Genomic DNA, 22,381 nt, shown 5'->3' on the forward strand with positions numbered 1-22,381 from the left:
CGGGCCGGCCGCCACTCCCCGGCGGGAACGGGTGACGGGCCTCAGACCCCCCGCCGCGCCGACAGGGCGCCGGCGTCGATCGCCGCGACCAGCGCGGCGCGGTCGGCGGCGGTCCGGTCGGCGTACAGGACGGCGAAGTCGGCGACGGCCTCGGCGAAGGTGTCCGAGGTGCCGAGGTAGCCGGCGACGGCGAGGCGGTCGCCGGAGCGGGCGTGCGCGCGGGCCAGCGCGCGTCCGCAGAGGTCGGCGTAGCCCCGCAGGTCGGTGGGGGTCATGCCGCCGACGTCGACGGAGCCCTTCATGTCGCGCAGCTGGCGGCCGTAGAAGTGCCGGCCGGCCGGTCCGGTGGTCCAGCCGAGGAAGATGTCGCTGGCGGCCTGCAGGAGGTGCTGCCCGGTGACGACGCGCCGCCCGCCGTGCGCCACCGGGGCCTCGGCGGTGGGGCGGGTGGCGGGCAGGTGCTCCTCCAGGACGGACCGCCCGGCCTCCTTGATCTGGAGGAACAGCGGGTCGCGCTCGTCGCGGCCCTCCAGCAGGAGGATGAAGCAGCGGGTGCCGACGCTGCCGACGCCGACCACCTTGCGGGCGGCGTCGACCAGCTGGAAGCGGTCGAGCAGGACGCGGCGGTCCTCGGCGAGGGTGGCCCGGTAGTCGCCGAAGATCTTGCCGACCCGGCGCAGTTCGTCGCGCGCGACCGGTTCGAGCAGCGGCGGGTCGCTGACGATCCGGCGCCGGCCGTTCTCGTCCTGCTCGGTGAGCTTGCCGAAGGCCTGCAGGCTGGTGCGGCGGCGGGCCTTGTCGAGGGTGGCCTCGACGCGCTTGCGGCGGCTCTTGCGGACCAGCGGGAGGATGTCGTCGGTGTCGATCCGCGCGTACCAGACGTCGAGTTCGCCCATGTCGGCGAGGCGGCGCATGGCGAGGGCGTAACCCTGCGCGGCGGTGAGCGCGGCCCGGCGGACCCGCTCCTCGGTGTGGCCGTTGTCGCGGGCGGCGACGGCGACGCTGGCGGCGAGCCGTTTGACGTCCCACTCGAAGGGGCCGGGGTAGGTCTCGTCGAAGTCGTTGACGTCGAAGAGCAGTGCCCGCTCCGGGGAGGCGTACACGCCGAAGTTCAACAGGTGGGCGTCGCCGCAGAGTTGGACGGTGATGCCGGTCTCGGGGACGGCCGCGAGGTCGGCGGCCATGACGGCGGCGGCGCCGCGCAGGAAGGCGAACGGGGATTCGGCCATCCGGCCGTAGCGGATCGGGTTGAGGTCGGTGAGCCGGTCCTCGGCCTGGCGGGCCAGGACGGTCAGCGGGTCGGGGCGGTCGGCGGCGGGGATCCAGCGGCCGTGGGCGGAGCGCGGGATGCGGTCGCGCGCGGCCCGGCCGCGCCGCCGGCGTTCGGTCGGACTGGTCATGCGCGGCTCCTCGGCGTGGCGGGGACGTGGCATACGTGGCGTACGCGGCGCTCCGGGGGCGGGCCGGCAGTGGGCCGCCTGCCCGCGACGCTAGGGCAGCCGGTGCGGCGCGGCATGTCGGGGCGGTACGTCGGGGCGCGGGGCCCGCGGCCCGCGGCGCGGGACCGGGGGCGCGCACAGCGGCGCGGGCGGGCGTCCGGAACGCCCGCCCGCGCTGCGCCGAACGGGTGACAGCGACCCGCGCGGGCGGCCGTCACTCCACAGGTCACTCCACCGGTCACTCCACGACGAAGTCCGCCATCATCGCCATGTCCTCGTGCTCCAGGTTGTGACAGTGCACCATGTACGACCCCGGGTAGTCGGTGAACCGCACCAGCACCTCCACCGCCTCCGCCGGCCGCAGGTCCACCGTGTCCTTCCAGCCCGCGTCGTACGGCCCCGGGTCGCCGCCGTTGCGCGAGAGCACCTGGAAGGCGTTCAGGTGCACGTGGACGGGGTGGTGGACGTCACTGAAGAACCGCCAGATCTCGGTGCTGCCCAGCGCCGGGTCGGCGAGCGCGCGACCGGGCTGGTAGGACCGGTTGTTGATGGTCCAGTCGCCGTCGCGGCTGCGGCGGAAGCCGAAGGAGCGGGTGGCGACGGCGGCCTCGGGGTCGAGCCGTTCGAGGGCGCAGAGCCGCTCGGGGACGGCCGCGTCGTCGCTCACCCGGCGCGAGCCGACCTCGAAGAGCATCACCTCCTCGGTCCGGCCGCCGCCGAAGCGGTTCATCAGCCGGACCTCGGTGCCGGGCGCGTAGCGGGAGAAGTCCACCACCAGGTCGAAGCGCTCGGCGGGCGCGATCTCGACCGCGTCGTGCGTGACCGGGGACTCCAGCAGGCCGCCGTCGCCGCCGATCTGGACGAGCGCGTCGCCGCCCGGCGGCTGCGGGTCGAGCTCCAGCCGGTAGAGGCGGGCGTTGGAGGCGTTGAGCAGGCGCAGCCGGTAGCGGGCGCGGTCCACCGCGGCGCGCGGCCAGGGGGCGCCGTTGACCAGGATGACGTCGCCGAGCACGCCGTTCATGTACTCGTCGGTGACGCCCGGGACGGCGAGCGCGGGGTCGGTGGCGGGGTAGGCGAAGGAGCCGTCCTCGGCGAAGGCGCGGTCGGCGAGCATCAGCGGGAGGTCGCGCTCGCCGCGCGGCAGCGGCAGGGCGTCCTCCTCGTCGTCGTGGACGAGGTGGAAGCCGGTCAGGCCGCGCCAGACGGCGGGGCCGGTGAAGCCCATCCGGTGGTCGTGGTACCAGAGGGTGGCGGCGCGCTGGTGGCCCGGGTAGGTGTAGGCGCGGGTGCCGGTGACGGTCCGCGCGGGGTCCGCGTCGGCCATGGCGGCCATTCCCGGCATACCGGCCATGCCGCTCGTCGCGTGCGCGGCCGCGTGGGCGTCGGAGCTGCGCTCCCCGGACGCGCCGACCGGGAGCAGCAGGTCCACCGGGTAGCCGTCGCTGTCCGCCGGGGTGTGCCCCCCGTGCAGGTGGACCACCGAGGGCACCGGCAGCTCGTTGCGGTGTGTCACCACCGTCCGGCGGCCGGAGCGGACGGACAGGGTCGGCCCGGGGTAGCTGCCCCCGTACGTCCAGGCCTCGGTGCGCAGGCCGGGCAGGATCTCCAGCCGGGCGACCCGCTGGGTGAGCTCGTAGTAGTCCGCGGTGCCGTCGGAGCGGACCGGGGCGAGCACGGCCGGCACCGGGAGCGGCACCTCGAAGGCCTCCGGCAGCGGGACCTCGCTGTTCAGCAGCCGCCCCGGCCGGCCCTCCGCCAGCAGCCGGGCGGCGGCCGGGACGGCGAAGGCCCCGAACGCGCCGGCGCCGAGCACGGCCGCGCCGGCGCCGAGGAACCGGCGGCGGTTCACGAGGCCACCTCCACCGGGCCGGTGCCGGTGCCGGTGCCGGACGGCCGGGGCAGCCGCCCGGTACCGTCCTCCGCCGCCGCCGGCGACGGTGCCGGCGACGGCACCGTCAGCGCCAGCCGCCACGCGCCGACCAGGCAGAACAGATGCGCGCTGACCAGCAGCACACCCAGCGTGACGTGCACCCCGACCGACCGCTCGTAGCCGGTCCCGGTCTGCGCCCCGTCCGCGGCCAGCAGCAGCAGCGCGGCCGCGAGCGGCCACCACGGCCCGCGCTCCCCCGCCGGCCCGCCGCCCCGGCGGACCAGCACGGCCGCCGGCAGCTGGACCAGCAGCACGCCGCCCAGCGCCATCGCGACCACCGCGTGCGCCCGCAGCGCCTCGTAGTGGCCGTTCAGGAAGCCCGCAGCCAGCACCGTCGCGGCCAGCACCAGCGCGGCCGAGGCGGTCGCGGCGCCCCGCAGCAGGAGCCGCGGCAGCCGGACGGCCGGGGGCGCCGGCGGACGGTCCGAGGAACGCGCCGAGGGGAACAGCGACGGGCGGGGCGTACGGGTCACCGGGGGACTGCTCAACGGTCGGCCTTCTCTCTGCCGGGCGCGCCGCAGCGCGGTGGGCACCCCGGGTGGACGGGCATGCCGGACGCGCTCGGCGCGGAGGGTGTGGGCGGGACGGGCGCTGCGGGCACACGGCACCGGGGCGGGCGCGGCCGCGAGCGGCTGATCACCCCTCACTATCCGGGCGCCGCCCGCGCTTTCCCGCCGACGTCCCCGCTGTCCCGCCTGTTCAGCGCGGCTTTGTCACCCGAACGGGCGGTGCGCCACCCCCGCGCGCACCGCCCGTTCACGCCCCCCGAGGACCCCTGGAGGAGCCCCCGGAGACTCCGGCCGCCTCCGCTACTGCTTGCCGCCCATCGCGGCGACCGGCCGCGACCGGAGCAGCGCCCGGGCCGGCAGCGCCGTCGCGAGCAGGCAGAGCGCCACCGCACCGGCCGCCAGCGGCAGCGCCGTCCCGGCCGGGACGTGCGGCGCCGCGCCCGCGATGCCCCGGGTGATCGGCACCAGGGTGAGCCATGCGATCACCCCGCCGACGCCCAGCCCGGCCGCGGCCACCAGCAGCGCCTCCCAGCGCATCATGTGGCGCACCTGACGCCGGGTGGTGCCGGCCAGCCGCAGCAGCGCCACCTCGCGGCGCCGGTCCAGCACCGTCATCACCAGGGTGTTGGCGGCCGTGACGGCGGCGAACCCGCCCAGCACGCCGGCCATCACCGAGTTCGCCCAGGAGCCCATCTCCTGGGACTTGTCGGCCTGCGCCGCGAAACCCGCCCGGTCGGTCACCGTCAGACCGGGGACGGCCAGGCCGGACAGCGCCCGGGCGACCGCGGCCCGGTCGGCGCCGGGCGCGTCCGCGACCAGCACCTGGCTGTCGTAGGCGACGGTGACGTGCTCCGCGACCGCCGCCCGGGGCAGCAGCACCTGGCCGAAGCCGAGGCCGCGCTCGTAGGTGGCGACCACCAGCGGCTTCACCTCCGTGCCGTCGCCGAGCCAGAACGGGACGCGCTCGCCGACCTTCGCGCCCAGCGTGGAGGCCAGGTCGGTGGAGAGCGCCACGGTGTCCGCAGCGCGGCCCAGCTCGGCCGGCGAGCCGCTGCGCACCCCGAGGTCGAGCACCTTGGGCAGCCCGGCCGGGTCGCCGGTGACGCCCAGCGCGGTGGCCGAGAGCAGCTGCTCGCCGTCCCGGTAGACGATGCCGGTGCGCAGCACGCCGACGGCCGCGTCCACGCCGGACACCCGGGCCGCCTGCTCGACGACGCCGGTGGTGCCGGGCGCGGCGGCGGGCAGGCCGGGGCCGGTGGAGCCGATCACGTGGTCGGCGGTGATGCCGGTGCGCACCTGCTCGCCGGTCTCGTGCCGGATGGTGCTCTGCATGAACAGCAGGGTGCCGCAGAAGGCGGTGACCATCGCGATCGGCGTGATCGCGGAGGCCAGCCGGCGGGAGTTGGCGCGGGTGTTGTCCGCGGCCAGCGAGCCGGGCGCACCGCCCGCCCGCAGCGGCAGGCCGAGCACCCAGGCGGCGAGCCGCGCCACCCACGGGCCGAGCAGGGCGACCGCGACGAGGAAGGACATCACCACGCCGAGCGCGGTGTTGGCGGCGTCGGCACCGTCCAGCTCGGCGGCGACCGCGGCGAGCACCACCCCGCCGGCCGTGAAGACCACGCCCAGCAGGGTGCGGACGACACCGAGCCGGGCCGGTTCGACGGCGGCCGCGCCGAGCGCCTGGACGGCGCGCATCCGCGAGGGGCGGCGAGCGGCGAAGAAGCCGGCCGTGAGGGCGGCGAGCGTGCACGCCGCGACCGAGACGATCATCGGCAGCGGTCCGACCGACAGCTCGACGTCCGCCGGGACGACGCCGCGCTCCACCATCCCGTCGAACCACCAGCGGGCCAGGCCCACACCGGGCAGGATGCCGAGCGCGGCGGCGAGCGGCGCGACCAGCATCGCCTCGGTGGCGATGGTGCGGCGGATCTGGCGCGGGGTGGCGCCGACGGCGCGCAGCAGGGCGAACTCGCGGGCGCGCTGGCCGACGGCCAGGGCCACGGTGGAGATCACCACGAACACGGCGGTCATGGTGGCGGTGCCGCCGAAGGAGCCGCCGATCGCGATCAGCATCACCTTGGCCTCGTTGAGCAGGGGCTGCTCGACGGCGCCGCGTCCGCTGCCGCTCAGCACCTCGGCGGCGCCGCCGACGGCCTGCTTCACCTGCGCGGTCAGGGCCTTGCGGTCCACGCCCTCGCGGGGCTGGACGGCGATGGCGTCGATCCGGCCGGGGTGGCCGGAGAGGCGGTCGGCCTGCTGGTCGGCGAACCAGGCGGTGGGACCGGTGGCCTGGGCGGCGGCGAGACCGGAGATCCGGTAGCCGCCGCTGCCGCCGGGGGCGGTCAGCGCCACGGTCGCGCCCGGCGCGAGGTGGGCGGCGCGCGCCGTGTCGGCGTCGAGCACGACCTCGCCCGCGCCGGGGGCGCGGCCCTCGACCAGCTTGTCCTGCGGGCCGGCGATGCCGAGCGCCGCGAAGCCCCGGCCGGTGAGCGGGCCCGACAGGGCCTGGGGCGCGCTCGGCGCGGCGGGCTGTACGGGGAAGGCGGTGTCCGGGCGGGCGGCGGCCACGCCCGGCTGTCCGGCGATCGCGGCCACCAGGCCCGCGTCCACCCGGGCCCGCTCGGAGAGCGGCTGCTCGTGGGTGTCGTCGTCGCCGTTCTTCTTGTACCGGATGGTGACGTTCGGGTCGGCGGCCACCACGACCGGGGCCTCGGCGTACCGGACGGACGGCACCGAGGCGGTGATGCCGGTCTGCAGCAGCGTGCCGCAGGCCATGATCACGGCGGCGCCGAACAGCAGCGCGACGAAGGTGCCGACGAAGGACGCGGGCCTGAACCGCACCGAGGCGCGGGCGAGTCCGTTGCTCATGCCGCCGCCCCCAGCGGGCGCGCCGTCAGGGTGACCATCCGCTCGGCGATCGCCTGCGGGTCCGGGTGGTACAGCTCGTCGGCGAGCGAGCCGTCGGCCAGGAAGACCACCCGGTCGGCGAACGAGGCGGCCACCGGGTCGTGGGTCACCATGACGACGGTGGCGCCCATGGTGTCCACGGCGCGCCGCAGCAGGCCGAGCACCTCGTGCGCGGTGGTGGTGTCCAGCGCGCCGGTCGGCTCGTCCGCGAACAGCACGTCCGGGGCGGTGATCAGCGCACGGGCGATCGCCACCCGCTGCTGCTGACCGCCCGACAGCTCCCCGGGGCGCCTGCGGCCGTGGTCGCCGAGGCCGACCTGGGCGAGCAGTTCCCGGGCGCGGGCCCGGTCCTGGCGCTCCCCGGCGAGGCGCTGCGGGAGCAGCACGTTCTGCAGCACCGTCAGCGAGGGCAGCAGGTTGAAGGACTGGAAGACGAAGCCGATCCGGGTGCGGCGCATCCTGGTGAGCCGGTCCTCGCTCAGCCGGGTGATCTCCTCGCCGCCCAGGAAGACCTCGCCGGCGGTCGGGCGGTCCAGGCCGGCCGCGCACTGCAGGAAGGTGCTCTTGCCGGAGCCGGAGGGTCCCATGACGGCGGTGAAGGTGCCGTGCCCGAGCGCCAGGTCGACGCCGCGCAGGGCGTGCACGGTCTCACCGCCGCGCCCGTAGCTGCGCCGGACGCCGCGCAGCTCGATCGCGGCGTGGGCGGCGGGGCGCCCGGTCGGCTCGGGCTGGGGGCGGGAACGGCGGGGTGCCATGGTGGGGCCTTCCTTCGTGGATCGTCGCCGGTGATCGACGTGTTCCAGGCTAGGAAGGCGGGGTGCGGCGGACCATGGAGTCCGCTGGCGGACCGGGGGTGGGGTTAACCCCCCTACCCTTCGCCCGGCGCCCGGCCGGTGTCAGATCCGCTCGCCCTCCAGTCGCTCGTAGGCGGCTGCGGACAAGGCCCACTCCTCGCCCCAAACAGCTCCTGGGGCCAGGACGGCGGGAGCCCTCGTCCACGGTTGCCCGGCGGGTGGTTCCAGCTCCTACCGTCGCCGTCGCCGTCGGTTCCGGGCATGGGGGTCGACTCTCCAACACCTGGCCGACGGCCGCCGAGGTCCGGACCGCCGTCCCGCCGCCTTCCCGATCACCCGGCCACTCGACGACCCGACGACCCGCATGTCCGCACGCCCTGCCGAGGGCAGGGCGTCGGCGCGCGGGCCGCCCTGGCCTCGGACGGGCTGTCCCACCCCTGTCCCGCGTTGCTTGTTGCCGTGAGCCGGTGCGGCGGGTGATTCGGTGGATTCTCGGGAAGTTCTGGGTGCGCGCCGGGCTCGGTCATAGCATCTGAGTATCTGTACGGATGCGGAGCGCACACGCTCTGCCTAGCGTCCTGCGGGGAGTGGGGGCTGGGCATTCATCTTCGGGGAGGGGAACCCACGTGGCTGACAACGCCACTGCGAAGGTCGTGGTGAAATCGGCGGATCTGCAGGCGTCCGCAGGTATCGCGAAAGGACTGGGGGAGGGACTGGGCGCGCCGGTCCAGAACGCGGTGACCACCAGCGAGACCGTCGCCGGCCAGCTCACCGGCTGGTCGATCGCCGGTGGCCTGGCACAGCTGGGGAGCGGCTGGTCCAAGCCGCTCGCCGACCTGCGTCAGCGCCTCGCGGACACCGCGGCCAACCTGAACGCCAACGCCGCCGCCCACGAGCACAACGAGCGCGCGATCGCCGGTACGTTGGCTGCCACGCCGCAGGGGGCCAAGTGACCATCTACCAGCTTCTGGTGAAGTTCGATCCCCATGGGCTGCACGATGCGGCGAAGGCCTGGACGGCACTGGGGCATGCGGCGGAGAGCGCCGGTCAGCGGCACCGCGGCCAGGTCAACGGTCCGCTGGCCGGCAACTGGGAGGGCGACGACGCCAAAGCCGCGATCTCGTACATGGTGAAGACGGAACAGCAGCTGAACATCGCCAAGATGGAAGCAAGCACCGCCGCCCTGGTGCTCAACACCGTCGCCGACCGGATGTACCAGGCGCGGACCAACCTCGTCAACGCCGTGAACCGGGCCGTGGACGCCGGCCTGAACGTGTCCGCCGATGGGGTCGTCAGCCTCCCGCCCGAGGGGGAGGGCGAGCACAACGACCCGGACGCGCAGAGGGCACGCCAGCAGCTCGGTCGGGACATGAAGGCCTTCCAGGGCCGGATCGACGCCGCGCTGAAGGACGCCCAGACGGCCAGTGATCAAGGGAATACGGCCCTGGGGCGGCTTAGCTCAGGGGCCCTGGACCCGGCCAAGGTGAACGGCGCGCTCGCCGGGGCGAAGAACGCGGCCGCCACCGCGATGCAGGACCTCGGACTGGTCGATCCCTACGTTCCGGACGGCAAGGACCCGGAGCAGTCCGCGGCGTGGTGGAAGGGACTGACCTCCGAGCAGCAGGACGCCTACCTGGCCCTGCACCCCGACCGGATCGGGAAGCTGGACGGGCTGCCCGCGACCGTTCGGGACGAGGCGAACCGCCTGGTCCTCGACGAGAAGCTGGACGCCTACCGCTCCGGAAAGCCCGGCGACTTCGGTATCGACGAGGGCGAGTACAACGCGCGGATCAGGGCGATGGAGGAGATCAGGAGGAAGCTGGTCGCATCCGACGGGAACCCCGAGAAGCACCAGATGTTTCTCCTGGGTATCGATCCCGACGCGCACAACGGCCGGGCCATCGTCTCGACGGGAAACCCCGACAAGGCGCAGCACACGGCGATCTTCGTGCCGGGCACCGGGACCGTGCTCACCGGTGTGCCGGGGCAGATGGACCACATTCGGCGTCTGCAGAAGGCCGCTGAGCTCGGAGCCGACGGGGACGTGGCCGTCGTGTCGTGGTTGGGGTACGAGACGCCGAACTGGTTGAACGGCAGCGTGGCGCAGACCGACCGGGGGGACGCGGGGGCGCCGCTCCTGCGGAACTTCACCAAGGGCTTGCGGGTGGCCGAGGGTGACAACGGCGTCTGTTCGCATCTGACCTTGATGGGGCACAGCTACGGGACCTATGTCGTGGGCGCGGCCGCTCGGGACGGCGGGGTGAACGCCGACGACATCATCGCGCTGGGCAGCCCCGGCATGGGGGTCGACCGGGCATCGGAGCTCAACATCGACCCGAAGCACGTCTGGGTCGGCACGGCCAAGGACGACTTCATCCAGACGTTCACCGGCACCGTCTTCGGCGAGGGCCCCCAGTACGGGATCTTCGGGGCCCAGCACATCAAGGTCGACACCACCGGACACGGCGGCTACTGGAACATGGGGCCCGGCGGGGCGAGCGAGACCCTCCTCAACCAGGGACGGATCATCGCGGGCCGCCCGCCGACGCTCGCCCCCACCGTCCCGCACTGATCCCACAGCCAGTCCAGTTGACCGCCGACTCAGGAGCACCATGACTGCCAGCGCATCCCGCACCTACACGCGGATCACCGCCTTCGCGCTCCTGCTGGCGGTGCTCGGCGGGTGCTCGTCCGCCCAAGCCGACAGGAGTGACCCACTACCCGTGAAGTCCAAGGCCGACGCCCAGACCTGGGCCCAGCAGATCACCGAGCACATGGCCCGGACCGCCGGGATCGAGCCCGACCCGGCGACCATCGACGCGCTCTTCACTCCGTGTACGGGGAAGAACGGTGAGACCGCAGACGACGACCGGTACATCCTGATGTACAGCGTGAAGAGTCACGTACCGCGCGCCCAGCACCCGGAAGCGGTCCGGAAGATCCGCGACATGCTGACCGGCGAGGGCCTGACAGAGGAGGGCTATCGCGAAACAGTGGACGGCAAGCCGGACGCCCTCGTCGACGCCTTCCACCCCAGCAGCCGCTACACCGCGACCGCGTCCACCGCGGGCACCGGGGACCTCATGTACCTGAGCGTCATCACGCCCTGCCTGCTTCCCCCGTCCGACGGCCCCACCCCGTCGAAGCTCTAGTCTCCGGCCGGTGTCAGATCCGCTCGCCCTCCAGTCGCTCGTAGGCGGCGCGCAGGTCGGTGACGATCGGGTGGGCCGGGTCGAGCGGGGTGCCGTCGATCGCGGCGAGCGGGCGGACGCCGGCGCCCGCGTTGAGGGCGACGGCGGCGACGAAGCGGCCGAGGGCGTCCACGGTGACGGGCTCGCGGCGCTGCGGGCCGGGGTGGGCGTCGGCGAGCAGGGCGGCGGTGACGCCGGGCAGCGCGGCGGCGTCCGGCCAGACCAGCGCGCGGCCGTCGTACAGGGCGAGGTTCCAGGTGGCGCCCTCGGTGACGCGGCCGGCCTGGTCGAGCAGCAGGGCGTCGTCGTAGCCGTCGAGTTGGGCGAGCCGGCGCCGGTGCAGCAGGCCGAACAGGCCGACGTGCTTCACCTGCGGCAGCTCGCGCCGGTACGCGGTGGTGCGCACCCGCAGCGGCCCGGGTGCGGCGGCCGGCGCCGGGCGGGTGGTGACCAGCAGGTGGGGCACGGCGGGGGCGGAGGGGCGCTCCAGGCCGAGCGCCGGGTCGAACACGGTGACCCGGACGATCACCGGCGCGCCGTCGGCCGGGAGGGCGCGGCGGATCCGGTCGCGGACCTCCGCCCGGTCCAGCTCGGCACCGAACACCGTGCGGCAGTCGCGGACCAGGCGGTCCAGGTGCAGCGCGAGGCCGCGGGTGCGGCCGGCCTCGGCGCGCAGGGTGGTGAAGTGCCCGTAGTTGAGCAGGCCGAGGGCGGCCAGCCGGGCGGGGTCGGCGGGGGCGCCGTCGATCTCGATCTCTGCCATGGCATCGAGTCTCCCAGGGCGGCGCGGCTGCCTTCGTGCGCGGCTGCTCTCGTGCGCGGGCGCTGCGGGGGTGGCCGCAGCGCCGGCCGCGCGGTGGGGCGTCGCGCTACCCGAGGAGCGCCGCCCTCGGCAGCACCCCGGCGGCCCGGCCGTCGACCAGCACCAGCACACCCGGGTGCGCCTGCCCGAGCGCCGCGCGGGCCTCCGCCGCCGACTGCCCGACGCCCACCGCCGGAAGCGCCGGGCCGAGCAGGGCGCCGAGCGAGTCGTCCGGCTTGGCGGTGCCGTCGGCGAGCGCCGCGGCCAGCACGTCCCGGGACACCGAGCCGACCACCTCGATCGCGCTCACCCCGTACGGGCGCGCCGGGCGGGCCAGGACCACCGGGGCGACACCGCCCGGCGCACCGCGCAGCGCCCGCTCCGCCGCGCCCACCGTCGCGTCGGCGTCGACCGTGACCAGCGGCCCGGCGGCGTCGAGCAGCCGACGCAGGCCGCCCTGCCGCTGGGCCGGGACGTCCTCCTCCAGGAAGCCCCACTGGCGCATCCACGCGTCGCTGTGCACCTTGGAGAGGTAGGAGCGGCCGGAGTCCGGCAGCAGCACCACGACCAGGTCCTCCGGTCCCAGCCGGCGGGCGACCCGCAGCGCCGCCGCCACCGCCGTGCCGGACGACGGCCCGGCCAGGATGCCCTCCTCGCGGGCGAGCCGGCGCGCCGTCAGCAGCGACTCGCGGTCCGGGATGCGCTCGAAGGCGTCCGCGACGTCCCGCCGGTAGGACTGCGGCCAGCGGTCCTCGGCGGTGTCCGGGTGAACGAAGTGGCCGATGCTCTCGACGAAGTACGGGCTGCCGTCCCCACCGCCGTAGACCGAGCTCTCGGGGTCGGCGCCGATGACCGTCACCGCGCCGCCGGAGACCGCCTTCAGGTGGCCGCCGGTCCCGGTGATGGTGCCTCCGGTGCCGACCCCCGCGACGAAGTGGGTCACCCGGCCACCGGTCTGCTCCCAGATCTCCGGGCCGGTGGTCCGCACATGGGCGTCCGGGTTGGCCCGGTTGTCGTACTGGTCGGCGAGCCAGGCGCCGGGGATCTCCTCGGCGAGCCGCCGGACGACGTTGAACAGGTGCGCCGGATCCTCCAGCGGCACGGCGGTCGGCGCGAGCACCACCTCGGCGCCGTACGCGCGCAGGATGTCCGACTTCTCCGGCGCCGCCCGGTCGGCCACCCCCGCGATCACCCGGTACCCGCGCTGCCGGCCGACGATGGCCAGGCCGATGCCCGTGTTGCCCGAGGTCGCCTCCACGATCGTCCCGCCGGGCGCCAGCAGACCGTCCCGTTCGGCGGCCAGCACCATGGAGAGGGCGGCGCGGTCCTTCACGCTGCCGCCGATGCTGAGGAACTCGGCCTTGGCGTAGACCGGCGCGGCGAGACCGGCGCCGAGCCGGGCGAGGCGGAACAGCGGCGTGCCGCCGATCGCGTCGAGTACGGATTCGTGCACTGCGGGCATGACGGGCTCCTCAACTCGGTGTCCTGGTGTCCCGCACGGGGTGTCGGTCCGTGCGTCCGGCGGAGCCTGCCCAGGGCGGGGCGCCGGTAGGCCGTTGTCCTGTGCCTCGTCCGGTGGCGGGTTGCGGACGGCGGGTAGTGGATGGCGGGTTGCGGCTTGCGGCTTGCGGACGGCGCGGCCTCAGGGCGTCGACGCGCCGTCCGACGGCCGGGGCGTGACGGAGTACGGCCGGGGCTCCTCCGCCGGCCGGGGCACACCTGGAACGGACGGGGCCCGGTAGGGCGTGACGACCGTCCGCCCGGCGGCGCGGGCCGCCTGCTCCAGGTCCCCGAGCCGCAGGGCGAGGCCCTCCGGCTCCCCGGCGTCCGCCCAGCGCCAGGCCTCCGCCCACCACTGCGGGCCGCGTACCAGCGGGCGGCCGGCGAGCGCGAGGTGCAGGGCGAGCGTCGAGCGGGCGTAGCCGTGTACCCAGCCGTCGGCCTGCCGGTAGGCGGTGGTCTCGTCCAGGCGCAGCCAGCGGCCCGCGCTGCCGGCGGCCAGCAGCGGCGTCCAGACGGCCCGGGCGGGATCGGGGGACGGCCGGTCGGCGACCAGCAGCACCAGGCGGCCGTCCTCCTCCCGGACGCGGTAGGGCGGGAGTTGGGGCATCCGGGTGAGGCCGAGGGCGTGCTTCCAGGAGACCACCCACAGGCCGCGGCGCAGGTGGTAGCGGACGGCGTGCTGCCAGGTCCAGTCCGCCTCCAGCCGGTAGCCGGGCAGGCCCTCGGCGGTGGCGGCCCGGTAGACCCGGTCGAGGGCGTCCGCCGCGAGGCCGCGGCCGCGTGCCGAGGGGTGGAGGTAGAGCGAGGAGACGGCCAACTGACCCGGTCCCCTGGTCCAGTTGTCGACGGCGAGGGTGCCGGCCGGTGCGGCGCGGGCGGCGTCCAGGAGCCAGTACCGGCGGCGGTGCCGCTCGCCGCCCGGCCAGGCGCGGCCGCTCTCGCCGAGCCGTTCGCGCAGCCGGCGCTCCTCGGCCGGGCCGATCGCCTCCGGGTCGACGCACTCCCCCAACTCCCCTTCGGCGCAGGCCGCGAGCTCCCAGCGGGCGAAGCCACGCTCCTCGCCCGCACCCACCGCCCGCACCCCGGGGGCGGCCGCCAGCCGCTCCCGCGCCCGCTCGACCGCCGCATCCCAGGACCTCACCACGCGGTCCACGATAGCGAGCAACCGGCACTGATGGTAATTCAATGGACACCGAACGTGAGATCGGATACGAATTCCCTTGTTCGGAACGCCCACTGACGAGGAGGAGGCCGCCTCCGTGCACACCGACCGCATCCACTCCGCCGTGATCCGGACGCGCGGACCGCCCCGGGCGCCCGCCCGGTGGGTAGGGGAAACCCGACCAGAGGACTCGACCTGACCGTCATGACCTCGCCGACCTGCGCCGCTGCAATGAAGTGGTGCTCATTCACCGCATCCGTCCCCCGCTTCCCTCGGTTCCCGGCCCCGTCTCCCGGCCCGGCCGTCCGCCCCGCTCCGCCCGTGTCCGGCCCGACCGCGTCCAAGCCGACCGCGTCCGCCGCGCCCCCCGTCCACCGGGTTCCTCCGGTCCGCCCCGCCCACCCGGCGGGCGGAGGGCGCTGTGGTGCGGCGGGTGGCTGGTCGCGGCCGGGTGGGCGGGGGCGTTCCCGCTCGCCTCCGGGCTGGGACCGCACCGGAGTTGGGGGCTGCTCGCGGCCGCGGGGTACCTGGCGGCGGCGGTCGCCGTGCTCGCGCTGCCCGCACGCCGGGCGCGCGCGGGGTCGGTGGCGGTCGCGCTGGCCGGTGCGGTGCTCGCGCCGCTGCTCGTCCTGGCCGTGGCTGGGCAGGGGCAGAGCGAGGTCGCCGTGATCGAACGGTCGGGCGAGCTGCTGCTCCGGCACGGGACGCCGTACCTGGCCGAGCCGCGGACGGTCGCCGAGTACACCCCCTACCTGCCCGGGATGGCACTGTTCGGGCTGCCGCGCGCCCTGTTCAGCGCGGACGGGTGGCCGGCCCGGCTGCTCGGCGACGCCCGTCTCTGGTGCGCCGCCGTGTTCCTCGGCTGCCTGGCCGCCGCCGTCCGCCCGCCCGGGCGCGGCGCCGGTCCGTCAGCACCCGTGCACGCGGCGCCCGTTCCCGCGAGACCCCTTGCCGGGGCGCCCGTTCCCGGGGCGCCCGTTCTCGGAATGGCCGCGCTCGTCGCCTCGCCGCTGGTCGCGCTGCCGCTCTGCGTCAGCGGGGTCGATCTGCCGCTGACCGGCCTCTGCGTGCTCGCGCTCGCCCTGGCCGGCCGGGCCCGCCCGTACGCCGCCGGGTCCGCCCTCGCGCTGGCGTGCGCGCTCAAGTGGACGGCCTGGCCCGCCGTTGCGGTGGTCGTCGCCCTGCTCGCCGCCACCGCCGGACGCCGCGCGGCCCTACGGGCGGCGGCCGGCACCGTCGCCGGTACGTCCGTCCTGGTCCTGCCCGCCGCGCTGCGCGCACCCGGGCCGCTGGTGGAGCAGGTGTTCGCCTTCCCCACCGGCCGCGGCGCCCTGCCCACCCCGGCGAGCAGCCCGCTGCCCGGCCGGCTGCTCGCCGACCTCGGCCCCGGCGGCTGGTTCACGGCGCTCGCCCTGCTGCTCCTCGCCGGGCTCGCCGTCGGGGTGTCGCTCGTACGGCGCCCGCCCCGGGACGCCGCCACCGCCGCCGACCGGCTCGCGCTCGGCCTCGCCCTGGCGTTCCTGCTCGCCCCCGCCGCCCGCTTCGGCTACCTCGCCCTGCCCGCCGTCCTGGCCGTCCTCCCCCGGCTGCGGCATCCGCGGCCCGCCCCGCGCCCGGCCCCGCACCCCGTCCCGTCCACCACCCCGCCCTCCACCCCGTCCGCCGTCCCGTCCTCCACCCCGTCCGTCGCCCCTCGCCCCCGTACACCCCAGGTGGTCCCCGTCCCATGACCGGCACACTCATCGTCACCAACGACTTCCCGCCCCGGCAGGGCGGCATCGAGACCTTCGTCCACGCCATGGCCACCCGACTGCCCGCCGACGAGGTCGTCGTCTACACCTCGGCCGAACCGGAGGCCACCCGCCACGACGCAGCCCTCCCCTTCCCCGTGATCCGCGACCGGTCCCGGATGCTGCTGCCCACTCCCCGGGTGACCCGCCGGGCCGCCGAGATCGCCCGGGCGCACGGCTGCGACCGGGTCTGGTTCGGCGCCGCCGCCCCGCTCGCCGCGATGACCCCCGGGCTGCGGCGACAGGCCCCCGGCATCCGGAGGACCGTCGCCACCACCCACGGCCACGAGATCTGGTGGGCCCGCACCCCCGTCGCCCGGCGCCTGCTGCGGCGGATCGGCGACAGCGTCGACGTCGTCACCTACCTCGGCGCCCACACCCGCGACCGGATCGCCCCCGCGCTCGGCCCCTCGGCCCGCCTCGAACGGCTGGTCCCCGGCGTCGACACCGAACTGTTCCGCCCCCGGCCCCGGGGGGCCGACCCGCGGGCACCGGTGATCCTCTGCGTGGCGCGGCTCGTCCCGCGCAAGGGCCAGGACACCCTGATACGGGCGCTCCCACTGATCCGGCGCGCCGTACCGGGCGCGGTCCTCGTGCTGGTCGGCCAGGGGCCCGACGAACGGCGTCTGCGCGACCTCGCCCGCCGGTTCACCGCACCCGGCGCGGTCGTCTTCGCCGGCGGCCGCGCGCACGCCGACACCCCGGCCGCCTACGCCTCGGCCGACGTCTTCGCGATGCCCTGCCGCACCCGCCGGGCCGGACTGGAGGCGGAGGGCCTCGGCATCGTCTTCCTGGAGGCGGCCGCCGCCGGCCTGCCCGTCGTCGCGGGCCGCTCCGGCGGCGCCCCGGACGCCGTCCTCGACGGTGTCAACGGCGCGGTCGTCGACGGCCGCGACCCGTCCGCCGTCGCCACCGCGATCACCCGCGTCCTCCGCGCCCCCGCCGCCGACCGCACCCGGATGGCCACCGCCGGCCGCGACTGGGTCCGCACCGAGTGGTCCTGGGACACCACCGCCCACCGCCTGACCGCCCTCCTCACGGAGAGCCGCACCCCAGCGCGCCCATGACACCGGCCACCATCCGCCCGCGCCCCCGGCCAGCCGAAACGGACGGTGACCCGAGCCGGAGACTCGGCGGCGAATCTCCGACTCGGGTCACCGGCGCTCCCGCAGCGCTTCTCCGGCCCCGGCCCTCGTGGTCAGTCCCGGCCGGGACCGTCCTGCTCCGCAGGCTCCTCGGCCGAGCTCCCGGGGGCGAGGCCCGAGTCCGGGCCCGGGTCCGGATCCGGGCCCTGCTTGGGCGGACGGCCACGGCGGGGGATCCGGGCGGCGCCGCCGGGCATCCGGCCCGCGTCGGCGAGGGCCCGGCGGAGCAGGAACTCGATCTGCGCGTTGGTGCTGCGCAGGTCGTCGGCGGCCCAACGGGCGAGCGCGTCGTGAACTGAAGGGTCCAGCCGCAACAGGAGCTTCTTCCGTTCCGTCGCCAAGGCCTCGCCTTACTGGTAGAGGGAGCCCGTGTTCACGACGGGCTGGGTGCCGCGGTCCCCGCAGAGCACCACCAGGAGGTTGCTCACCATGGCGGCCTTCCGCTCCTCGTCCAGGTCCACGACATCACGCTCGGCGAGCCGGTCCAGCGCCTCCTCGACCATGCCGACGGCGCCCTCGACGATCAGTCGGCGTGCCGCGACCACGGCCCCGGCCTGCTGGCGCTGGAGCATCACCTGCGCGACCTCCGGAGCATACGCGAGCCTGGTGATCCGGGATTCCACGACCCGCACACCGGCCGAGGCGACCCGGGCGGCGATCTCCGCGGACAGCTTGCGGGCGACCTCCTCCGCGCCGTCGCGCAGCGACAACTGGCCCTCCTGGTGGGCGTCGTACGGGTAGCTGGTGGCGATGTGCCGCACGGCCGTCTCGGTCTGGATGGCGACGAAGTCGGCGTAGTCGTCCACCTCGAACACCGCCATCGCGGTGTCCTCGACCTGCCAGACGACCACGGCGGCCATCTCGATCGGATTGCCGTCCGCGTCGTTGACCTTGGTGGTCTCGGTCTCGTGGTTGCGGATCCGGGTGGAGATCCGCTGCCGGGTGGTGAACGGGTTCAGCCAGGTCAGGCCGGCGTCGCGGACGGTGCCCCGGTAGCGCCCGAGCAACTGGACGACCCTGGCCTCACCGGGCGAGACCACCGTCAGGCCGAAGGTCATCAGCAGCGAGCCGAGCGCCAGCAGCGGTCCGGCGACCACCAGGGCGATCCCCAGTCCCTTGCCCCCGCCGGACAGTTGGACGCCACCCGCGACGGCGGCGCCGACTCCGGCGACCAGGCCGAGCAGGCTCGCGCCGAGCACCGGCAGGCCGGCCCGCCCGGTGATCGTCCGTTCGGTGACCTCGGGGGCCGGGAGGTCCAGAACGGGGCCGTCCTCGACGGGGAAACGCTGCGTGGTCATGGGGGCGACTCCTTTGGCGAGCATCGGCATCCGATGGCAAAGTGATATCACTTTTTCGCGCCGCCGCGCCATTCCTCACCACCGCGCCATTCCCCCACGCCACGCCGTTCCCCGCCGCCGCTCGACGGGTGGCCACGGTCAGCGGTTGGCAGCGGTCAACAGGGCCTCGGCGAGGGCGGCGGGCCGGGAGAACATCGGCCAGTGACCGGTGTCCAGGGTGGTGTGGTGCCAGCCGGCGTCACGGAGGAGGGCGGCGACGGCGGGCGGGGGCTCGGGACTGTCGAGAAGACAGGTGAGGTACGTCGCCGGGAGGGCGGCGAGGGAGCCGGCCAGCGCGGCGGGTTGGGTGAGGGTGTCGCCGGGGTGCGGGGTGGAGCCGGCGACGATCCGGGCGGTCTGCTCGTCGGTGAGGCCCTGGCCCGCGTAGTCGGCGGCGGTGAGCGGCGGCCAGAAGCCGTCATTGGCGCCGATCGCCTCGGCGACGGCGCCGCCCCACGGGCCGGCGCCGACGAAGGCCTGCCCGTCGACCGGGATGCCGGCATCGACCAGGACCAGGTGGGCGAGCCGGTCGCCGATCCGCTCCGCGGCCTGCCCGACCGGGATCCCCGAGTAGCTGTGCCCGACCAGGACCACCTCGCGCAGGTCGCGCTCCGCCACGAGGTCCACGACGTCCTGGACGTGGGTCTGCTGTCCGGCGGGTTCACCGCGCCGCTCGGCGAGTCCGGCGAGGGTCAGCGGGTGGACGCCGTGCCCGGCGGCGCGCAGGTCGGGGACCACGTCGTCCCACGCCCACGCGCCGAGCCAGGCACCCGCCACGAGTACGAATTCCGTCATGGCGGCACCGTAGCTCCCGGCCCCGACAGCCGAGCTCCCCGGCGCCCCCGGCTACTCGCCGCGCAGCTCGGCGAGGTGGGCCAGCACGGCGAGGACCCGGCGGTTGCCCTCGACCGGGTCGAGGTCGAGCTTCATGAAGATGTTCCCGCAGTGCTTCACGACGGACGCCTCGGTGATGTTCAGCCGGGCGCCGACCGTCTGGTTGTTGAGGCCCTCGGCCATCAGCCCCAGCACCTCGCGCTCACGCGGGGTGAGCCGGGCGATCGGGCGGTCGGCGGACTGCTGCCGGAGCAGCACCCGGACCACCTCCGGGTCGATCACGGTCTCCCCGGCCGCCACCCGGCGCAGCGCGTCCAGGAACTCCGACACCTCGCCGACCCGGTCCTTCAGCAGGTAGCCCAGCCCGGCCCGCTGCGCGCCGGCCGCGCCGAGCAGCCGGGTGGCGTACGGGGTGGCCACGTACTGGGAGAGCACGAGGACGGGCAGGCCGGGGTGGCGCTCGCGCAGGTGGAGCGCGGCGCGCAGTCCCTCGTCCTGGAAGCCGGGCGGCATCCGGACGTCGGTCACCACGGCGTCCGGCCGGTCCGCGTCCACCGCGGCGGCGAGGGCGTCCGCGTCGCCGACGGCGGCGACCACTCGGTGGCCACCCCTGGTGAGCAGTTCGACCAGGCCGGCCCGGAGCAGGACGGCGTCCTCGGCGATGACTAGCCGGAGCACGGCACCTCCAGCCGGAGCCTGGTCGGCCCGCCGGTCGGACTCGTCACCATCAGTCGTCCTCTCAGGATCGCCACCCGGTCGGCCAGTCCCTGGAGTCCGGCCCCGGCGGCCGGGTCGGCCCCGCCGTGGCCGTCGTCGGTCACCTGGAGCACCAGCCGGCCGTCCGCGACCCGCCCGTGGACGGTGACGGCGGTGGCGCCGCTGTGCTTGGCGGCGTTGGTGAGCGCCTCGGTGACGGTGAAGTAGGCGGTGGACTCGACCGGGCCGGGCAGCCGGCCGGGCAGGTCGAGGTCCACCTCGACGGGGACGGGGTGGCGCAGCGCGACCTCGGCGACGGCGGCGGCCAGTCCGTGGTCGGTGAGCACCTGGGGGTGGATGCCGCGCACCAGGCCGCGCAGCTGCTCCAGCGCCTGCCGGGCCTCGCCCCGCGCCCGGTCGACCAGGTCGAGCACCGGGTCGCCGTCGGCGCCGGCACCCGAGGCGGCGGCGCGTTCGCGCAGGTCGTGGGCGGCGAGGCCGAGGGTCATGGCGAGGGCGACGAGCTGCTGCTGGGCGCCGTCGTGCAGGTCGCGTTCGATACGGCGGCGTTCGGCCTCGAAGGCGTCCACCAGCCGGGCCCGGGAGCGGGTCAGTTCGATGACCTGGCGGCCGGGGTCCTCCTCGCGGGGGCCGAGCAGCAGCCGGGCCAACCGGACGTGGGCGGCGGTGAGCAGCGCCCCGGCGTAGCCGCCGAGGAGCAGCCCGGCCAGGCCGACGGCGCTGGCGGGCAGCGCGTACAGCGGCCCCCGGACGGCGTGGCCGGGGACCAGCATGACGGTCTCGGGGGCCAGCGCCCAGACCACGACGGGGCTGACGAGCAGCGCCGCGGAGAACAGCAGCAGAGCGGTGAGGCCGAGTCCGGCGGCGGTGAGCGGCGGGCCGACGAGCAGGGTGTGGGCGAGTTCGCGCCAGGTCGCGCGCTCGCGCAGCCTGGTCCGCAGCCGGGCGCGGCGGCCGGCCCCGGGCAGCGCGCGGTGCGGGTCGGGCACCGGCAACGGTTCGACGAGCCGCAGTCTGCGGCGTTCCAGTGCGCCGGCCGGCAGACCGGAGAGGGCGACGGCCAGGAGCAGCAGCAGGCCGATGCCGACCACCGAGAGCGCGAGGCCGAGCGCGGTGAGGGCGGCCAGCAGGACGGCCGCCACCAGGCCGAGCAGGGCGCCGCTGGAGAGGTAGGCCCAGCAGCGCAGCGCGTCGCGGGTGAACGGGAAGCGGAGCGGGTGGGCGCGCAGCGCGGCCAGGACGGCGACGGCGGACGGCCCGTTCGCGTCCGCACCCGTGTTCGTGCCGTCGTCCGCCGCCCGCCCCGTGCCCACCGGTTCACCCTAACCGACCGGCTGACGCTCCCTCCGGCGCCGCCGACCGGTCGGCCGCCCGGTCCGCCGCCGGTCCGCCGCCGCGGTGGGCGGCTGCCGGGTGAGCGCGACGGCGGCGATCACGGCGAGGCCGCCGACCAGGGTGTTCCAGCCGACCGGTTCGGCGAGCAGCAGCGCGCCGAGCGCCGTCGACCAGAGCGGGGTGACATAGGTGACGGCGGCGGCGACGGCCGTCCCGGCGGTGCGGACCAGGTCGAGGCTGAGGACGTAGGCGACGCCGGTCCCGAGCGCGCCGAGCACGAGCAGGGCGGCGGCGGCCCCGGCGCCCGGCCAGTGCGGGGCGCCGGCGGCGAGCGGGGCGGCGAGCGCGAGTTCGGCGGCGCCGCAGGTGATCTGGGCGGCGGACAGGGCGGCGGCCGAGTGCGGCCGGGTGGAGAGGTGGCGGCGCAGGTAGGCGAACCCGGCGCCGTAGGAGCAGGTCGCGGCCAGACAGGCGAGGCCGCCGGCCACCGCGCCGGAGCCAGGGCCGGAGCCGGATGCGGGCCCGGATCCGTGCCAGACGCCGAGCACCGTGAGCACCCCGGCGAAGCCGAGGGCGAGCCCCGCGAGCCGGCGCAGCCCCGGGCGCGGTTCCCCGGGCACCGCGGCCAGCGCGAAGAGCAGGGTGAACAGCGGGGTGGCCGCGTTCATCACCCCGGCGAGCACCGAACTGACCCGCGTCTCGCCGTAGGAGAACAGCACGAACGGCACCGCGTTCAGCAGCAGCGCGACCACGGCGCAGTGGCCCCAGGTGGCGAGGTCGCGCGGCGCCGCCTCGCGACGGGCGGCGAGGATCGCCCAGAGCGCGGCCGCGCCGAGCAGGCAGCGCCAGGCAGCCACCCACACCGGGGGCACCCCCGCGTCGACCGCCACCTTGATCAGGGCGAAGCTCGCGCCCCAGATCGCCGACAGGGCCACGAACCCCGGCCACCAGCGCCGTCCCATCCCGGCTACCTCCCTCTCCGCCCA

General features: G+C 75.9%; 19 protein-coding genes. 5 read left to right on the forward strand and 14 right to left on the reverse strand.

The window, feature by feature from the left end:
• Positions 1-41: 41 nt before the first annotated feature.
• The 5 genes from ABT238_RS30185 to ABT238_RS30205 all read right to left on the reverse strand — a co-directional run bounded on the left by ABT238_RS30185 (position 42) and on the right by ABT238_RS30205 (position 7,540).
• Positions 42-1,400, reverse strand: coding sequence for a DUF2252 domain-containing protein (locus ABT238_RS30185; protein WP_350801409.1), 1,359 nt, complete (start codon positions 1,398-1,400; stop codon positions 42-44).
• Between the two features lie 277 nt (positions 1,401-1,677).
• Positions 1,678-3,288: a multicopper oxidase family protein gene (locus tag ABT238_RS30190; RefSeq protein WP_350801425.1), complete on the reverse strand. Its 1,611-nt coding sequence runs from the start codon at positions 3,286-3,288 to the stop codon at positions 1,678-1,680.
• The gene (locus tag ABT238_RS30195; RefSeq protein ID WP_350801434.1) at positions 3,285-3,857 is read right to left on the reverse strand and encodes a hypothetical protein; all 573 of its coding nucleotides are present in this window, start codon (positions 3,855-3,857) and stop codon (positions 3,285-3,287) included. The genes ABT238_RS30190 and ABT238_RS30195 overlap by 4 nt, the downstream gene beginning before the upstream one ends.
• 321 nt (positions 3,858-4,178) lie before the next feature.
• On the reverse strand, positions 4,179-6,746 hold the full coding sequence (locus ABT238_RS30200; RefSeq protein WP_350801445.1) for an FtsX-like permease family protein: 2,568 nt from the start codon (positions 6,744-6,746) through the stop codon (positions 4,179-4,181).
• On the reverse strand, positions 6,743-7,540 hold the full coding sequence (locus ABT238_RS30205; RefSeq protein ID WP_350569740.1) for an ABC transporter ATP-binding protein: 798 nt from the start codon (positions 7,538-7,540) through the stop codon (positions 6,743-6,745). Before ABT238_RS30205 ends, ABT238_RS30200 begins: the two co-directional genes overlap by 4 nt.
• Positions 7,541-8,205: 665 nt before the next feature.
• Here ABT238_RS30205 and ABT238_RS30210 point away from each other — a divergent pair.
• The 3 genes from ABT238_RS30210 to ABT238_RS30220 are packed head-to-tail and all read left to right on the forward strand — an operon-like array spanning position 8,206 to position 10,731.
• Positions 8,206-8,532, forward strand: a complete 327-nt coding sequence (locus ABT238_RS30210) for a hypothetical protein (protein WP_350569742.1) — start codon at positions 8,206-8,208, stop codon at positions 8,530-8,532.
• On the forward strand, positions 8,529-10,151 hold the full coding sequence (locus tag ABT238_RS30215) for an alpha/beta hydrolase (protein WP_350569744.1): 1,623 nt from the start codon (positions 8,529-8,531) through the stop codon (positions 10,149-10,151). Before ABT238_RS30210 ends, ABT238_RS30215 begins: the two co-directional genes overlap by 4 nt.
• A 40-nt stretch (positions 10,152-10,191) precedes the next feature.
• Complete coding sequence (locus ABT238_RS30220) at positions 10,192-10,731, forward strand: hypothetical protein (protein WP_350801476.1); 540 nt, start codon at positions 10,192-10,194, stop codon at positions 10,729-10,731.
• A gap of 13 nt (positions 10,732-10,744) precedes the next feature.
• On the opposite strand, the gene ABT238_RS30225 is transcribed toward ABT238_RS30220, so the two are convergent.
• From ABT238_RS30225 to ABT238_RS30235, 3 genes are all read right to left on the reverse strand, one after another.
• A complete protein-coding gene (locus tag ABT238_RS30225; RefSeq protein WP_350801488.1) occupies positions 10,745-11,533 on the reverse strand; it encodes an aminotransferase class IV in 789 nt (262 codons plus the stop codon).
• A gap of 106 nt (positions 11,534-11,639) precedes the next feature.
• A complete protein-coding gene (locus tag ABT238_RS30230; RefSeq protein WP_350569750.1) occupies positions 11,640-13,034 on the reverse strand; it encodes a pyridoxal-phosphate dependent enzyme in 1,395 nt (464 codons plus the stop codon).
• Positions 13,035-13,214: 180 nt separating this feature from the next.
• On the reverse strand, positions 13,215-14,219 hold the full coding sequence (locus tag ABT238_RS30235) for a GNAT family N-acetyltransferase (RefSeq protein ID WP_350801506.1): 1,005 nt from the start codon (positions 14,217-14,219) through the stop codon (positions 13,215-13,217).
• Positions 14,220-14,782: 563 nt separating this feature from the next.
• Between ABT238_RS30235 and ABT238_RS30240 the strand changes: the two genes are divergently transcribed.
• The gene (locus tag ABT238_RS30240; protein ID WP_350801518.1) at positions 14,783-15,967 is read left to right on the forward strand and encodes a glycosyltransferase 87 family protein; all 1,185 of its coding nucleotides are present in this window, start codon (positions 14,783-14,785) and stop codon (positions 15,965-15,967) included.
• On the forward strand, positions 15,964-17,094 hold the full coding sequence (locus ABT238_RS30245) for a glycosyltransferase family 4 protein (RefSeq protein ID WP_350569756.1): 1,131 nt from the start codon (positions 15,964-15,966) through the stop codon (positions 17,092-17,094). The genes ABT238_RS30240 and ABT238_RS30245 overlap by 4 nt, the downstream gene beginning before the upstream one ends.
• Before the next feature lie 131 nt (positions 17,095-17,225).
• On the opposite strand, the gene ABT238_RS30250 is transcribed toward ABT238_RS30245, so the two are convergent.
• The 6 genes from ABT238_RS30250 to ABT238_RS30275 all read right to left on the reverse strand — a co-directional run bounded on the left by ABT238_RS30250 (position 17,226) and on the right by ABT238_RS30275 (position 22,357).
• Complete coding sequence (locus tag ABT238_RS30250) at positions 17,226-17,513, reverse strand: type II toxin-antitoxin system antitoxin (protein ID WP_350569758.1); 288 nt, start codon at positions 17,511-17,513, stop codon at positions 17,226-17,228.
• A 9-nt stretch (positions 17,514-17,522) separates the two neighbouring features.
• Positions 17,523-18,470 carry an SPFH domain-containing protein gene (locus tag ABT238_RS30255; RefSeq protein ID WP_350801532.1) on the reverse strand — a complete coding sequence of 316 codons (948 nt, stop codon included), beginning with the start codon at positions 18,468-18,470 and terminating at the stop codon, positions 17,523-17,525.
• A 138-nt stretch (positions 18,471-18,608) separates the two neighbouring features.
• Positions 18,609-19,304: an alpha/beta fold hydrolase gene (locus tag ABT238_RS30260; RefSeq protein ID WP_350801536.1), complete on the reverse strand. Its 696-nt coding sequence runs from the start codon at positions 19,302-19,304 to the stop codon at positions 18,609-18,611.
• 51 nt (positions 19,305-19,355) lie between these two features.
• Positions 19,356-20,021, reverse strand: coding sequence for a response regulator (locus tag ABT238_RS30265; protein ID WP_350569763.1), 666 nt, complete (start codon positions 20,019-20,021; stop codon positions 19,356-19,358).
• Positions 20,009-21,289: a sensor histidine kinase gene (locus ABT238_RS30270; RefSeq protein WP_350569792.1), complete on the reverse strand. Its 1,281-nt coding sequence runs from the start codon at positions 21,287-21,289 to the stop codon at positions 20,009-20,011. The genes ABT238_RS30265 and ABT238_RS30270 overlap by 13 nt, the downstream gene beginning before the upstream one ends.
• Before the next feature lie 93 nt (positions 21,290-21,382).
• Positions 21,383-22,357: a DMT family transporter gene (locus ABT238_RS30275; RefSeq protein WP_350801541.1), complete on the reverse strand. Its 975-nt coding sequence runs from the start codon at positions 22,355-22,357 to the stop codon at positions 21,383-21,385.
• Positions 22,358-22,381 lie beyond the last annotated feature (24 nt).

The organism is Kitasatospora sp. NPDC001527 (assembly GCF_040298605.1).
Lineage (GTDB): Bacteria > Actinomycetota > Actinomycetes > Streptomycetales > Streptomycetaceae > Kitasatospora.